The organism is Chryseobacterium culicis (assembly GCF_002979755.1).
Classification (GTDB): domain Bacteria; phylum Bacteroidota; class Bacteroidia; order Flavobacteriales; family Weeksellaceae; genus Chryseobacterium; species Chryseobacterium culicis_A.
Map to the genome: position 1 here is coordinate 1,843,237 of NZ_PCPP01000001.1, position 14,071 is coordinate 1,857,307.

At 36.9% G+C, this 14,071-nt stretch carries 8 protein-coding genes; 4 read left to right on the top strand and 4 right to left on the bottom strand.

Going from position 1 to position 14,071, the window contains the following annotated elements; all coding sequences use genetic code 11:
- Positions 1-10: 10 nt before the first annotated feature.
- Entirely contained in the window at positions 11-622 is a 612-nt protein-coding gene (locus CQ022_RS08395) for an NUDIX hydrolase (protein ID WP_105680981.1), read from the top strand.
- Positions 623-782: 160 nt separating this feature from the next.
- Here CQ022_RS08395 and CQ022_RS08400 read toward each other — a convergent pair whose 3' ends face one another.
- Positions 783-2,054: a UDP-N-acetylmuramoyl-tripeptide--D-alanyl-D-alanine ligase gene (locus CQ022_RS08400; RefSeq protein ID WP_105680982.1), complete on the bottom strand. Its 1,272-nt coding sequence runs from the start codon at positions 2,052-2,054 to the stop codon at positions 783-785.
- A 153-nt stretch (positions 2,055-2,207) separates the two neighbouring features.
- Positions 2,208-3,809, bottom strand: a complete 1,602-nt coding sequence (gene gldJ / locus CQ022_RS08405; protein ID WP_105680983.1) for a gliding motility lipoprotein GldJ — start codon at positions 3,807-3,809, stop codon at positions 2,208-2,210.
- A gap of 164 nt (positions 3,810-3,973) precedes the next feature.
- Here gldJ and porU point away from each other — a divergent pair, with 164 nt between their 5' ends.
- Together porU and porV are read left to right on the top strand one after the other, a co-directional pair.
- Complete coding sequence (porU, locus tag CQ022_RS08410; protein ID WP_105680984.1) at positions 3,974-7,876, top strand: type IX secretion system sortase PorU; 3,903 nt, start codon at positions 3,974-3,976, stop codon at positions 7,874-7,876.
- Between the two features lie 59 nt (positions 7,877-7,935).
- Positions 7,936-9,099: a type IX secretion system outer membrane channel protein PorV gene (gene porV / locus CQ022_RS08415; RefSeq protein ID WP_105680985.1), complete on the top strand. Its 1,164-nt coding sequence runs from the start codon at positions 7,936-7,938 to the stop codon at positions 9,097-9,099.
- Positions 9,100-10,048: 949 nt separating this feature from the next.
- Here the strand turns inward: porV and blaCHM are convergent.
- The gene (blaCHM, locus tag CQ022_RS08420; protein ID WP_105680986.1) at positions 10,049-10,807 is read right to left on the bottom strand and encodes a CHM family subclass B1 metallo-beta-lactamase; all 759 of its coding nucleotides are present in this window, start codon (positions 10,805-10,807) and stop codon (positions 10,049-10,051) included.
- A gap of 227 nt (positions 10,808-11,034) precedes the next feature.
- On the opposite strand from blaCHM, the gene CQ022_RS08425 reads away from it, so the two are divergent.
- Positions 11,035-13,299: an FUSC family protein gene (locus CQ022_RS08425; RefSeq protein ID WP_105680987.1), complete on the top strand. Its 2,265-nt coding sequence runs from the start codon at positions 11,035-11,037 to the stop codon at positions 13,297-13,299.
- Here the strand turns inward: CQ022_RS08425 and CQ022_RS08430 are convergent.
- Positions 13,280-13,894: a 4'-phosphopantetheinyl transferase family protein gene (locus CQ022_RS08430; RefSeq protein ID WP_105680988.1), complete on the bottom strand. Its 615-nt coding sequence runs from the start codon at positions 13,892-13,894 to the stop codon at positions 13,280-13,282. The two genes, CQ022_RS08425 and CQ022_RS08430, sit on opposite strands and share 20 nt — an antisense overlap.
- Positions 13,895-14,071: the final 177 nt, after the last annotated feature.

Below are 14,071 nucleotides of genomic sequence, written 5' to 3' on the forward strand. Positions count from 1 at the left end.
ACTATTACAAATGTATAAAGTTTTTGTCAACGAAAAAAAATTATTGATATCTAAGCATCCTGAAGAACTTGAAAAAAAGCTTGCGTATGAAAATTACACAACTTTAGAGATTGCTTTGGATCTTTTAGAGAACACTTCTCTACAGGAACTTAATGTATATGGAGAGAATTTGGATGAAATCTGGCAGGAGTTCCAAAAGCTTTTCAGAATTATAGAAGCTGCAGGAGGTCTCGTGAATAATCCTGAAGGTAAGATTCTTTTCATTAAAAGACTGGGCAAATGGGATCTTCCTAAAGGTAAGATGGAAAAAGGAGAATCCAGAGAAGAGTCTGCAGTACGGGAAATAGAGGAAGAAACCGGCCTTAGTGATGTAGAGCTTGTAAAATTCATCAATACCACTTACCACATCTATGTAGAAAGAAATGGGGAGAAAATTTTAAAATGTACCCATTGGTTTGAAATGAACTTTGATGGAGAAGATACTTCCACGCCACAAATAGAAGAAGGTATTACTGAAGTTGCCTGGAAAACAACGTCAGAAATTGAGGATGAAGTTTTCCCAAGTACGTTTAAAAATATTAAACTGATTGTAAAAGAATTCTGGGATTTGAAGAAATCTTAAAAGCCGGAAGCTGGAAGAATGAAGCCGGAAGTTACTATCCGGCCAATTACTTCTTAAAGTGTTTATTGACCAATGAAATTTTATAAAGTTGAATAAAAGAGGAAGCTCTTCAATTGCGTTCATGAACTTCCCTCTCCCAGCCTCCAGCTTTCTTACTGTATTAAATAAAATCAATCAGCTTCTCCAGCGCAATTCCTCTAGACCCTTTCAACAAGATGTTTTCGGACTGAATCCTATTTTGTTTCAAATATTCTATCAGCTCTGCTGTATTTTCAAAAGCAAGATCTGAAGGATTAACTGCTTTAAAATGTTTTCCCACAGTAATAATCTCGTTGAAATGAAGATCCTGAGCCAGTTTTAAGATGTTCTGATGCTCTTTCTCGCTTTCATCACCCAATTCCAGCATATCTCCAATGATAATGGTTGTAGTACCTTCAAAACTGATAAAGTTATTCAATGAAGCAGTCATAGAGCTTGGGTTCGCATTATACGTATCCAGAACCAAAGTCCGTCCTTCTTTTTTCACCACCTGAGATCTCATATTGGTAGGGGTATACCATTCCAGTGCGTGTTGTATTTTGTCAAAACCAATTCCGAAATGAAGACCCAGGCTTGCAGCTGCACAAAGGTTGGTAAAATTATACTCTCCGGTCAGCTTTGAAACGGCTTTTATTCCCTGATAAGTCAACCCTACAAAATGTTCTTCTGAAAAAGATTCAAAATTATAATCGGATGTATCTTTTCCAAAAGTAATTTTAGGTGAATAGTTTTCAGTTTTTTCTACCTGGATAGGATCATTTTCGTTAACAACAATAGTTCTGTTATTGTTGTTAAGATAATCATACAGTTCAGACTTTCCTTTAATCACGCCCTCAAAACCTCCGAATCCTTCTAAATGGGCTTTTCCAAAATTGGTAATATAGCCAAAATCAGGTTGAGCAAGGGTACACAGAAATTCTATTTCTTTCTGATGGTTGGCTCCCATTTCAATCACAGCCATTTCATGTTCCGGTTTAATGGAAAGAATTGTTAACGGAACTCCGATGTGATTGTTCAGGTTTCCAAATGTATACTGAACATTAAATTTTTCAGAAAGAACGGCATGAATAAGTTCTTTTGTGGTAGTCTTACCATTACTTCCCGTAAGTCCTATAAAAGGAATGCTAAGTCTGCTTCTGTGATAAATAGCCAGCTGTTGCAAAAACTCAAGGGTAGACGGAACATAGAAAATGTTTTTATCGTTGTTTTCAAATTCAGGAAGTTCAACAATCACGGCCAAAGCTCCATCATCAATGGCTTTTTCCGCTAAGGTAGCTGCATTGAAATTTTCACCGGAAAAAGCAAAGAAAATATCATTCTGTGCTATTTTTCTGCTGTCAATGGTCACTTTTGCGGCCTGCAGAAATAAAGGATAAAACTGTTCTATATTCATTTGGAAATATATATTTTTTTAAAAGTGGTCACATGCAATCGCCAAATCTACATGAGTATTTTAGACTTTTTAACCGAAGCGATTTCATGGTTCAAAAATAAAAAAACCTTCCGAAAGTTCGGAAGGTTTTTTATAAGTATTTTTTGATAAATATTATCTTCTAGTTCTACTCTTATCGTTAGTTCTAGCATCCTGTGCAACACGGAATCCTACCCAACCATAAGCTCTGTTTTGATTTTTATATCTTCTTTGTCCCGGATCCAGCCAATACGCTGTATCCTGCCAAGAACCTCCTTTCACCACTCTAACTTCGTTAGAAATTCCTGAAGTTCTCTCTTTGGTATCTTTCTGTAATTTCACTCTACCAGTTCCATCTACAACAAAGCTTTTCTTAGGAGCGTTGTACATATCGAATCCGGCAGCAGAATCAGAAGCTCTGTAATATTCTAAAGAAGATTGTCTGTCACCATCTCTGTAATTTCTGTAGTCAGCGATAGTCTGTCTTTCAAATTGTCCAGGAAGTCCTTTGTAAACTAATCTTCCGTCAGCCAAAGTATCATATTTGATAGTACCTTCGTCGATCATTTTATAAGTACCGTCTCCGTTTCTTACAATTGCCTGAGGCATGTTACCTCTATAATAGTTGAAATCGTTGTAATCTTCATCAATGATTGGTCTGTAAACATCAGCCGTCCATTCAGCAACGTTTCCGTACATACCATACACACCTAAATCATTAGAAGGGTATTGTCTTACGTCAGAAGTTTGAGCAGAACCGTCATTCTTCCATCCAGCGATACCTGAGTAGTCACCTTTACCCATTTTGAAGTTTTCAAGGAACATTCCTCTGTCTCTTCCTTTAGTACCTCTTAATCTTTCGATTTCAGGTTTTTTACCTAGATATTGGTTATATTCTCTGGTTTTAGCCATACCAAGAGCTGCATATTCCCACTCTACTTCGGTAGGAAGTCTGAACTTCTGTACCATTGCAGAATTAGGAGCTCTGTTAGCAGCAAGCAATCTCTGGTTGGTAGTTTTCATACCTGTTTTTTGCTGCATTCTTTTCTCGTTGATATACCCTTGCATTTCAGGATCATTCGATTTGAATTTATCCATGTTGAAAGCAGTACCTCCCTGGTTGTTAGATTCGTTGATATACAAATCTTTAGCAATAATACCAGCCTGCATCAAAGCTTTTTCGTTCGCTCTGTCTGACAGCCATTCACAGTATCTGTTTGCCTGAGTCCAGGAAACTCCTACTACCGGATAGTAATCAAACTCCGGAGAACGCAGATAAGTTTCATTATAATCGTTTCTTGCTAATTTGTTGTCCCATAATAAGGTATCCGGCAAAGCACCGTTATAGATCTCCTTAAAACTCGGGTCACTTGGTGGGAATACATACTTCAACCATGTAAGGTATTCGCGGTATTCGTAGTTAGTAATTTCAGTTTCACCGATAAAGAATGAACTTACCTGCATTCTGCGAGGCGTGTTATTCCAATCGTGCATAACATCATCTTTCACTAATCCCATTGTAAAAGTTCCACCTTCTACATATACCATTCCAGGCCACCCCTTCTGCTTTTGTTGCTTTCCTGCAAAAAACCAACCTTGTTTTTCGTTTGGTTTCCAACCTGTTTTACTGACAAATTTTTTGGTACCGCCACCTTTGCTGGTTCCTGATCCGCCACAGCTGGTTAATGCAAGTGTAGAACTTAATGCTATTAATGAAAACAACTTTAGTTTTTTCATAGTCGATATAAATATTTTCAAAGTACAAAGAAAAAATAAATTATTCAATAAATCAAGTAAACATTTGATTTTTTTGAAAAACGTTAACAAATTAATTTTATTGTATCGCAATTTAATTCTAAAATTTTGATTTATTTTGTAATTTAGCAATTTCAATAGTAAACATGAGACGAAAAATCACTCTTTTATCTTTAATCGCTTTTGCATCAACACTTTACGCCCAGAGAAACACCATAGAATGGAATGGTTCTAAAATCCAGGATTTTGGTGACACAAAATTAAATCTTCCCAATTTTAAAAATGAAGGTTTTTCTTTCAGCCAAAATAATGTTTTTATAGTAACCCAACAAAAAATTGGAGAAAAGCAACTGAAAATTTCAGACCTTGTTTGGGAAGGTGTTTCCAATCAGGATTTGTTTGAGCTGGATAAAGGCAGACTTCCTGATTATGATGTAGCCGATGTTTCCTATTATACTTTAAATGGTGAAAGCTATGCCAGCATTAGTATTGCTTTATTTAAAAATATAAAGGGGCGTGTTCAGAGATTATCTTCATTTAATGTTTCAGAAGCTTCTTCTTTTATCAATACTACAGGAACGGTTAATAAAATAGGAACTACTGCCAATCCTTTATCCAGTGGAAACTTCTACAAAATAAAGGTAGACAAGTCCGGGGTATTCAAAATCACTTCACAGTTTTTAAGAGATAATGGAATCAATCCGAGTTCTGTAAATCCTAAAAACTTCAGAATTTATGGAAACGGAGGGGTAATGCTTCCTGAATACAATCAGGATCCAAGATATGGTGCTTTACAGGAAAATGCCATTCAGGTAGTAGGTGAAGACGATGGGGTATGGAATGACAATGATTATGCTCTTTTCTATGCACAGGGTTCTGATGGATATAACCTTTATGACACTTCCAATGGAAATGGCTTTAAAAGACACGATACCCGATTCAGTGAGAGAAGCAATAATGTTAAAAACATCTATGAGGATTTCTCTTATTATTATATCAACTTTGACAAAGGTGCGGGAAAAAGAGTTCCAACTGTTGACGGAAACCTTCCTGCCCAGATGATTACAAGGTATGACAATTACCAGGTGATCAATAAAGATCAGAAAAACCTGTTAAAGGTCGGGAGAACATGGGTAGAAGATACGCCTTTCACTAATGAAAAAACAGTAACGCTTACTACCAATTCGCCTATACAGGCTAATGATGTAATACGATACAGAACTCAGGTTGTAGCATATAATTCACAACAGAATACTGTTGATTTTAAGATCAACAATTTAAATCCGCATCCGTTACAGGTTATCCCTACGGATACATCCAGTTATCAGTATACTTTTTATCCTGTAACGTATTCCGGAACACTCACCAATCTTACCGGAAATCAGTTTACACTGGTTTATAACCCTGATATTTCCAAAAATCCCAATGGAACGTTCTATTTTGATTATGTAGAGGTTCAGTATAAAGAAAATCTTGCGTTCAATGGTTCACAGATGAATTTCAGGGATTATTCGATTGTAAGTGGAAGTAATACAGCCTATGGTTTCAGTATCAGTAATGCAGCTAATATTGAACAGGTATGGGATGTTACGGATATTACCAATGCAAACCGAAGAGTGAATAAAGCAGGAGCTGGTTCTTTCAACTTTGCCTATACCGCTGCTGATCAGAATTTCAACAATGAGTTTGTAGCTTTCCGTGCTGATGCAGCTTTCAGTCCTCAATTTGTAGGAAGAATTTCCAACCAGAATCTTTCTGCCATACAAAATGTAGATTATCTCATCCTTACCGTCCCTGAAATGATGGGACAGGCACAGCGACTTGCCAACTATCATCAGACTCACCATAACTATAAGGTAGAAATTGTTGACATTAACAAAATCTATGAGGAATATGGCAGCGGAAGTAAAGATCTTACTGCAATAAGAGACTTTGTCAGCAAACTGAATACTCCGCTGGGCAGACTTCAGTATGTATTTATTCTGGGGGATGCCTCATACGATTATAAAAACAGAGTTCCGAATAATTCAAACGTTGTTGCCAGCTATCAGAGTGAGCAGTCTTCAGACTACGTTTCATCATTCGTGACGGATGATTATATCGTCATGACTAAACCGCAGACCACACTATTAATTGAAAATAACTTACCGGACCTACCCGTGGGTAGAATTCCTGCAGCCAATGCAAGTGAAGCCGGAGATATGATCAATAAAACACTGGCTTATTACAATTCTCTTCAAGGACAGTCAAGCCCTTTCGGAGACTGGCGCATGAGACTTGACTTTGTTGTAGATGATAATGATGAAGGTGGAGGTCCGTTTCATAATGTAATGAACAATTCCCTGGTGAGTATATTTGAGCAGCCAGGTCAGACGGATCTTAAAGAATATAATGTCAAAAAATTATATATGGATGCTTTTACCGCTCAGAGCACCTCTGGAGGGCGAAGATATCCACAGGTAAATCAGGCGATTTCCAATGCTATCGGAAACAGTCTGTATCTGTTCTATTTCGGACATGGAGGAATCAATGGCTGGGCACAGGAAAGAGTTCTGACGAGTAGTGAGGTTCAGAATGCCAACAATTTCTCTAATGTATACAGCAGATTTCCATTCGTTTCTACCATCACTTGTGAATTTACATTATGGGATGAACCATCCACCAACTCTGTAGGAGAACAGTTTATTAAGATGAAGCAGGGAGGTGTTTCCACAATGATTACTTCCAGCCGTGCTATTGGGGTAGATTATGGACGTGATTTTACCAATACATTTACTCAGAATATTTTTAAATTAACCAACGATGATTTTAATTCGTTAGGAAATGCTCACTTAATTGCTAAAAAACAAAAAGGGCCAAACAGCAATCACTTAAAAGTAAACTTATTGGGTGATCCTGCTATGAAATTAAGCAGACCACAAAGACTTTTAATCATTGATAATATTGAAACTCCGGTTCCAGGACTGATAAGAGGGTTGGATTTTGTAAAGATAAAAGGACACATCAATAATCCAAACGGAACATTGAATAATACCTTCAACGGAAAAGTCAGCATCAATATTTTTGATAAGAGATTAAACAAGAAAACATTAAATAACAGTGGCGTGTTAACTCCGGTTTTAGATTATACTGAAGAAGGAAGTGCCATCGTAAAATCTGCCGGAACTGCTGTAAATGGAGTATTCACTGCTGAATTTTATGTTCCTAAAGATATTAACTATGCTGTAGGCCAGGGAAGAATACTAGCCTATGCAGACAACAAATCAACAGATGTTTTCAATAACCAGGCTGTACAGGTGGGTGATATTAATCCTAACGGAATTAATGATAATCAACCTCCAAAAGTAAAGCTGTATATGAATAACACCAACTTTGCAGATGGTGGTATTACCAACCAGAACCCTATGCTTCTTGCCTGCCTTACGGATGATACTGGAATCAACTCAACAGGATCAGGAGTAGGCCACGATATTACAGTATATCTTGACGGGCAGATTATCAATACTGTTGTTTTGAATGATTTTTATGCAGCAGGAGAAGGAAACGGATGTTTAAATCCTAGTCTTGCAGAGTATCAAAAAGGGAATGTAACCTATCCTTTCAGAAATCTGGCCATAGGGCAACATCAATTAACATTTAAAGTTTGGGATATAAACAATAATTCTACAACTGCTACGTTAAATTTTGAAGTTAAAGATGAATCTGACCAACACCTGACCATCAACCGTCCGCTGAACTGGCCAAATCCATTTACCAATAAAACATATATTCAGTTTGAACACAATTGTGATGACATTCTGGATGTGAACGTACAAATTTATACTATAACCGGAAGACTCGTAAGAACTTTATCACAACCAGTAGTCGCAGAACCGTTCCTACAGGGCTTTAGAACCCCTCGTCAGGCAATAGAATGGGACGGAAGAGATGATTTTGGGTCTACGGTAGCAAAAGGTACGTATATTTTTAAGATATTTGCAAAAAGTCAAAATCAAGAAAAATGCAAAGGAAGTGCTACAGCTGTAGAAAAAATGGTACTTTTGAAATAATAAAATAGAACATAGACAATAATATTAATAAAAAACTGATAATATATAAAAGACAACATATGAATTTAACTACTAAACTGCTTTTAGGATTTGGTTTGAGTGCTGGTTTTTTAGGCTATTCGCAAGATTTAGGTAAAGTAAACCCAGTTCTTACCGGAGCTCCTTTCCTAAGAATTGCACCTGATGCAAGATCGGGAGGTATGGGAGATCAAGGTGTGGTAACCTCTCCGGATGCCTTTTCACAATTCTGGAATGCGGCTAAATATCCCTTCAGCAGGACAAGTTCTTCCGTAGGTCTTAACTATACGCCTTACATGGGAAAACTTACCAATGATGTATTCTTATTATATGCTTCGTTTCATAAGTTTTTGGGGCAGGAAGAAAGATCTACCATCTCTGCAAGTATCTATTATTTCAATATGGGACAGGTAGACCTGACTCAGCTGGTAGGTACAGAAATTGCTTCAATGGGTACATCAAAACCAAACGAATTCTCTATTGACGTTGCCTATGCTTTGAAACTTTCTGATTCATTCTCCGGTGCCGTTACCGGTAGATTCATCCGTTCAGACTTAGCCGGAGGATTCAACACTGATACTACGCTTAAAGCAGCAAACTCTTTTGCGGTAGACGTTTCAGGATACTATACCTCTCCACGATTCTCAAGTATCGGTGGATATGATGGTAAAGTGAATGCCGGTATCGCTATTCAGAACTTAGGTCCGAAACTGGATTATACAGGAAATGAAGAATCAAGATCTTATCTTCCTACAATGGCAAGATTAGGGGTTGGATACGATATGTACCTGGATGATATGAACAGAGTTGGAATTTCTGTAGAAGGTTCAAAACTTTTGGTTCCAGGATCTGAGTATGCAGGAATAGATCCGAATACAAGACAGCCTATTTATCAAATCCCGAATGTAGGACCAATGGCTGGTATCGGAAAATCTTTCAAAAATAAAAACAGTATCATGTACAGTGGTGCTTTAGAATATTCTTATGACAATGCTTTTTCTGTAAGAGGAGGTTATTTCCACGAAAGTGAAGAGCAGGGAGCAAGACAGTTTGCAACAGCAGGTGTCGGCTTAAGATACCGTTCTTTCGGACTGGATCTTTCTTATTTGATCAATATGTCTAAAATCAACAGTGCATTGGATAACACTCTTCGTTTCGGTCTTACCTGGAACATTGGAGAAGAAACATCCAACAACGATCGTTAAAAAAGAGCAACAGCTATATAAAAAAAGCCTCATACATTGTAATGAGGCTTTTTTTATGGGCAATTGTGAATGGTCAATCCGCTTCGCTTGTCAATTTCACATACTACAACCATTCACCATTCACTTTGCGAAGCAAAAATTCACTATTTAAAATATGAAAGAACTGTCAATCGTCAATCCGCTTCGCTTGTCAATTTCACATACTACAACCATTCACCATTCACTTTGCGTAGCAAAAATTCACCATTGAAAATATGAAAGAGCAACTGTCAATCGTCAATTCGCTTCGCTTGTCAATTTAATATACTACAACCATTCACCATTCACTTTGCGAAGCAAAAATTCACTATTGAAAATAGGAAAGAACAACTGTCAATCGTCAATTCGCTTCGCTTGTCAATTTCACATACTGCAACCATTCACCATTCACTTTGCGAAGCAAAAATTCACTATTGAAAATAGGAAAGAACAACTGTCAATCGTCAATCCGCTCCGCTTGTCAATTTCACATACTACAACCATTCACTTTGCGAAGCAAAAATTCACCATTGAAAATATGAAAGAACAACTGTCAATCGTCAATCCGCTTCGCTTGTCAATTTCACATACTGCAACCATTCACCATTCACTTTGCGAAGCAAAAATTCACTATTGAAAATAGGAAAGAACAACTGTCAATCGTCAATCCGCTCCGCTTGTCAATTTCACATACTACAACCATTCACTTTGCGAAGCAAAAATTCACTATTGAAAATAGGAAAGAGCAACTGTCAATCGTCAATTCGCTTCGCTTGTCAATTCACATACTGCAACCATTCACCATTCACTTTGCGAAGCAAAAATTCACTATTGAAAATAGGAAAGAGCAACTGTCAATCGTCAATCCGCTTCGCTTGTCAATTTCACATACTACAACCATTCACCATTCACTTTGCGAAGCAAAAATTCACTATTGACCTTTAAACAGTGTAATGGTATAATCAAGGAGCTTTCCATCTCCATACTCTCCATGTCCCGGAACAACAATTTTCACATGGGAATATTCTTTCTTAACTTTTTCAACAGTATCAGACCATGCAGAAACATTTGCATCCCCCAGATATCCTTTGCCTGCCTCTAGTTCTTTCAACAAACATCCGCCAAAAAGAATATTTTCGCTTGGGAAATATCCAACAACATTATCTTTTGTATGCCCTTCTCCAAAAAATTTTGCCATAACCTCCTTGTCCCCTACTTTCAAAACAACAGAATCATTGAAACCATTTTCAGGAATAACAAAATTATTCTCTCTCGCTAATTCAATTGTTTTCACATAGGAATAAGAGGGAATGCCATTTTTGTGAAACGCCATCAATCCTCCTAAGCTGTCATCATGAAAATGAGTGGGAATGACAGCTTTGATTTTTGCATGCAACTTCCCTTTAATCCATTGTATCAATTCTTCTGAACTTTTATCATCAGTAGGAGTATCAAAAACAATAGCTTCTTGATGATCTGTCACAATCAGTCCATTACAAGGTACATTCCCAAAGTCATTCGTTTGCTTAAAGGAAGTATGGATAAAAGAATTTTCTGAAATCTGGGTGATGATCAGATTGCTGGACTCATACATTTTCTTTGCTTTAAAACTTTCCTTATTCTGTGAGCCACAACTCAGAATGAAAAAAGAGAAGAATACGAAGAAGAGATTTTTAATAGTATTTTTCATGAAACCGTTACTTAAAAGTTGAGATAAGCTAAAGTAAGAATTCATGGAACAAGATTTGTTAGCTGTTGTGTTAAAATTGATATGAGTGAATTATGAATCATCAATCTGCTTCGTATGTCAGTTTATTTTAAATACAATAACATCTCATTAAAAAAATATAACATTTAAGTTGAGAAAAGTCTCTTTTTTATGGCGATTTTCTTAAATTCAATAGCTATTTTTGTAGTATGAACTATTCGGCGGAACTAAAAAAATTTGTAACCAGTCAGTATGTATATTCTGCCATCAGAATTACATTAGCTACTGTTCTGCCTTGTTTAGTCCTCGCCCACTTTGGGATTTTGAAAGAATATTTCCTTTTTCCGCTAGGAACCAGCTTTGTAGCCCTTACGGACCAGCCCGGACCTTTTATCCGAAGAAGAAATGCTCTTACTTTTGCCATCTGTTGTTTTGTATTTGTAGCGCTCATTGCAAGCCTTGTGATGAATATCAAAGTACTGGTATTGCTGGAGGTCATTGTTTTCGGGATGTTTTTCTCCCTCATTGGTGTTTATGGACAGAGATTGGCCGCTGTAGGTTCACTATCACTTGTAGTCCTCGCGATCTTTATTGATGGCCACCTTACAGGAAGTAATATCTTTAAAAGTCTGCTGATTTTTGCATGCGGCTGTATATGGTTTCTACTCATATTTCTTATTGTAACAACTATTCGTCCATATAAACTGGCAAGCCAGATGATTGGAGAAAATTATCTTCAGCTGGCTGAGTTTTTAAAGATTAAAGCCAATTATTATCAGAAGAATCCGGATTTTAATAAATTGACCACTCAGGTTATTGCGAAGCAGATTGAAATAAAAAACCTGCAGGAAGATACCAGGGAAACAGTTTTCAAAACAAGAACGATCGTCAATGAATCTACAACCACCAGCCGTTTATTAATGCTGATGTTTCTGAATTCCATGGACCTTCATGAAAAACTGATGACCTCTGAAAGTGACTATCAAAAGCTACAGCAGAGCTTTGAAGACAGCATGATCCTGGTGAATATCCATGATTATCTAAATCTTTTGGCGGAAGAGATCACCAATATCGGAATCGCTTTGCAAAGCGGTACCAGAGCAAAACCTATGTCCAATCTGGAACTGGAATTAAAGAACTTAAACTACAATTATTTCGAACTCAGAAATAAACAGCTTTCTCCTGACAATCTGGAAAATTTCATGATTCTGCGCCAGATCCTGATGCGTATCTATGAAATTACGAAAGAAATTAACGAAATCTATAAAGTATTTTCACAGGATATCAAACTGGCGAAGAGTTTATCTACGGGATTAGACTTGAAAAAATTCATGCCTAACGAGCCTAAACTTAATGCCAAGGTTTTAAGAAATAATATTTCGTTATCATCTTCTCATTTCCGCCATGCCATAAGAATTACCACAGCTTTGCTGCTGGGATATGTCTTTTCCATGTTCGATTTTCTGGGATTGGGACACACGTATTGGATATTAATTACCATTACGGCCATTTTAAAACCGGCCTATTCCATCACCAAACAGAGAAACCTTCTTCGTCTCTATGGAACAATTGCAGGGGCAAGTATTGCTTATGCCATTCTGCATTTCATACATATTAATGGGGTTTTATTTGCCATTCTGCTGATCAGCATGATCATGTGTTTCAGTTTTCTGAAAGGACGGTATTTCTGGGCGGTATTATTCATGACTATCTATGTTTTCCTGAGTTTTAATTTTTTAAATCCCGGGAAAGTCAATATTATTTTTAAAGACAGAATATTCGATACTGCTATTGCCGGAATAATTGCTTTTGCGGTGTCTTATATCGTGCTTCCGGTCTGGGAACATACCCAAAACCTGGATCTGATGAAAAAATCGGCAGCAGACAATCTTATCTATTTCCAAAGTGTGATTTCTAAATTCTTACAGGGAAATTTTGACCTTGAAGATTATAAGGTAAAACGAAAAAATGCTATCATTTCTCTGGCCAACCTTTCCGATAATTTCCAGAGAATGATTTCCGATCCTAAAAATCAGCAGAAAAAACTGGAAGTTGTGCACCAGTTTGTGGCTACATCACATCTGATTACAGCATATACCGCTTCCCTGTCTCAATATTCCAAAAGCAATGAGCAATACCCTGAAATAGATGCTGAAAGCTGGAGCAGAAAGATTGAAGCCGAAATGCAGCAAACCTCTACCCTTCTCAACGGAAATGACATCAATGAAACGTTGAAAATGGAAAGCCGCCTTGAGCCGGAAGATTCTTCTATTGAAGATATGCTTCTGAAAAGAAAAACTGAGATTGAGGAAAATGATATCGTTGACAGAAGAGATCCTGATAAAGTATCCCATTTAACAGAGCTTAAAAACATCCACGATATTCTGGAGCTGATCTATGATGTAGCAAAAGAACAGAGAAAAGTGATCGAAAAATACAAAAATGAGACAGATCCTACTCCTCCACAATCGTAAAACAATAATCGTCGAAAAACTCTACTCTGGCTTTGAATTCATCTGAAAACTGATCGTCATATACTCTACAGCTTATTTTATGAAGATGCTTCAGCTCGAAAGGTTTTACTTCATAATTCTTTTTTAAAGACCAGTATTTTGAGTGATGAATTTTATACATACTTTCTTTTACACTCCATATAATGGTATAAAAAGTATCCGCCTTATCCTCAGGAATAAATCCACGCTCATTTTCATAGGTGAATTTATCAATCACCCTTAAAATCTTAGGATTGAATTTTTCTACATCAATTCCTATTTTATTTTTAGAAATGGCAATAGCAGCAAAGGGAAAAGAATGTGTGATGGAAATTTCCGCATCATACGGAGAAAGAAATGGTTCCCTTTCTTTATATAAAATTTTAGAATGAGGTTTTAATCCTTTCAGGAGCTTACGTACCATCAGGACTTCCAGTAGTTTTTTAGGGTGATAATCTTTTACTTTTTCAGCATTTTCAGGTTCCAGAAGCTGGTTGATATCAAGTTCTTCACTTTCATCATATTTCCAAACAAGGATGGTGGCATTATCATCTGAAAAATCTCTGTAAAGGGGCATTCTTTTTTTATATGAGACAAAAATAGTGAAAAGATGCGGAAGTTGAAAGGAATGGAAGATGGGAGCTGGAAGATGGAAGTTACTATCCGTTATAAAAACAAGAGATAAATAAAGTCAGAAAAAATCGTTTGATGAAAAAAGGAATAAGGAAAGGAAGCTGGGAGACGGGAGATGGAA

What these genes read in the sequence shown, in the direction of transcription:
- CQ022_RS08395 (WP_105680981.1), top strand. Translation starts at nt 11, where the DNA reads ATGTATAAAGTTTTTGTCAACGAAAAAAAATTATTGATATCTAAGCAT.
- CQ022_RS08400 (WP_105680982.1), bottom strand. Translation starts at nt 2,054, where the DNA reads ATGAATATAGAACAGTTTTATCCTTTATTTCTGCAGGCCGCAAAAGTG.
- gldJ (WP_105680983.1), bottom strand. Translation starts at nt 3,809, where the DNA reads ATGAAAAAACTAAAGTTGTTTTCATTAATAGCATTAAGTTCTACACTT.
- porU (WP_105680984.1), top strand. Translation starts at nt 3,974, where the DNA reads ATGAGACGAAAAATCACTCTTTTATCTTTAATCGCTTTTGCATCAACA.
- porV (WP_105680985.1), top strand. Translation starts at nt 7,936, where the DNA reads ATGAATTTAACTACTAAACTGCTTTTAGGATTTGGTTTGAGTGCTGGT.
- blaCHM (WP_105680986.1), bottom strand. Translation starts at nt 10,807, where the DNA reads ATGAAAAATACTATTAAAAATCTCTTCTTCGTATTCTTCTCTTTTTTC.
- CQ022_RS08425 (WP_105680987.1), top strand. Translation starts at nt 11,035, where the DNA reads ATGAACTATTCGGCGGAACTAAAAAAATTTGTAACCAGTCAGTATGTA.
- CQ022_RS08430 (WP_105680988.1), bottom strand. Translation starts at nt 13,894, where the DNA reads ATGCCCCTTTACAGAGATTTTTCAGATGATAATGCCACCATCCTTGTT.